This is a genomic window from Vibrio sp. D173a (assembly GCF_030248475.1).
Window position 1 is genome coordinate 1 of record NZ_JAHGAH010001217.1, and the last position, 652, is coordinate 652.

Genomic DNA, 652 nt, shown 5'->3' on the forward strand with positions numbered 1-652 from the left:
CTAAAGCGCTTATGAACAAGCATAAAGTGCCAGTAGTTGTTGAATTGATGCTTGAGCGAGTGACAAACATTTCGATGGGTGTTGAGATCAATGCCATCAACGAGTTTGAGCCGCTAGCGGAGACTCGCGAAGACGCACCGACTGCGCTTGCGCACAAATAATGTGTTTCCGTTAAGCCGATAGCAGCTTAACGGAACGTCAATGGGCACAGGCTTAGTGCTCAAAGAATACAGATAAGAAGGACAGAGTAATGGCGAAATTTGCGGCTAATTTGTCAATGTTATTCACTGAAGTGGATTTTATGGATCGTTTTGAAGCGGCTGCCGACGCAGGGTTTCAAGGCGTCGAATATCTATTCCCATATGCTTTTGACGCGCAAGCGATCAAACAGAAGTTGGTTGAGAACAACCTAGAACAGGTGCTGTTTAACTTGCCGGCTGGTGATTGGGAGGCGGGTGACCGAGGTATTGCGGTTGACCCTGCAAGAGTTGAAGAGTTCCAAGCGGGAGTGCCGAAAGCAATAGAGTACGCCAAAGCGCTAGGTTGCAAACAGGTGAACTGCTTAGCAGGAATTGTGCCGCAAGGGGTGACTCCGCAAGATGCGCACTCTGCGTTCGTGATTAACCTTCACTATGCGGAAAACGCACTGGCG

The 652-nt window shown here is 48.9% G+C and carries 1 protein-coding gene; it reads left to right on the forward strand.

All coding sequences use genetic code 11. The annotated features are described in order from the left end of the window. Nucleotides 1-250: 250 nt before the first annotated feature. The coding region (locus KIV40_RS32400) for a TIM barrel protein (RefSeq protein ID WP_285353458.1) at nt 251-652 on the forward strand (402 nt) is incomplete at its 3' end.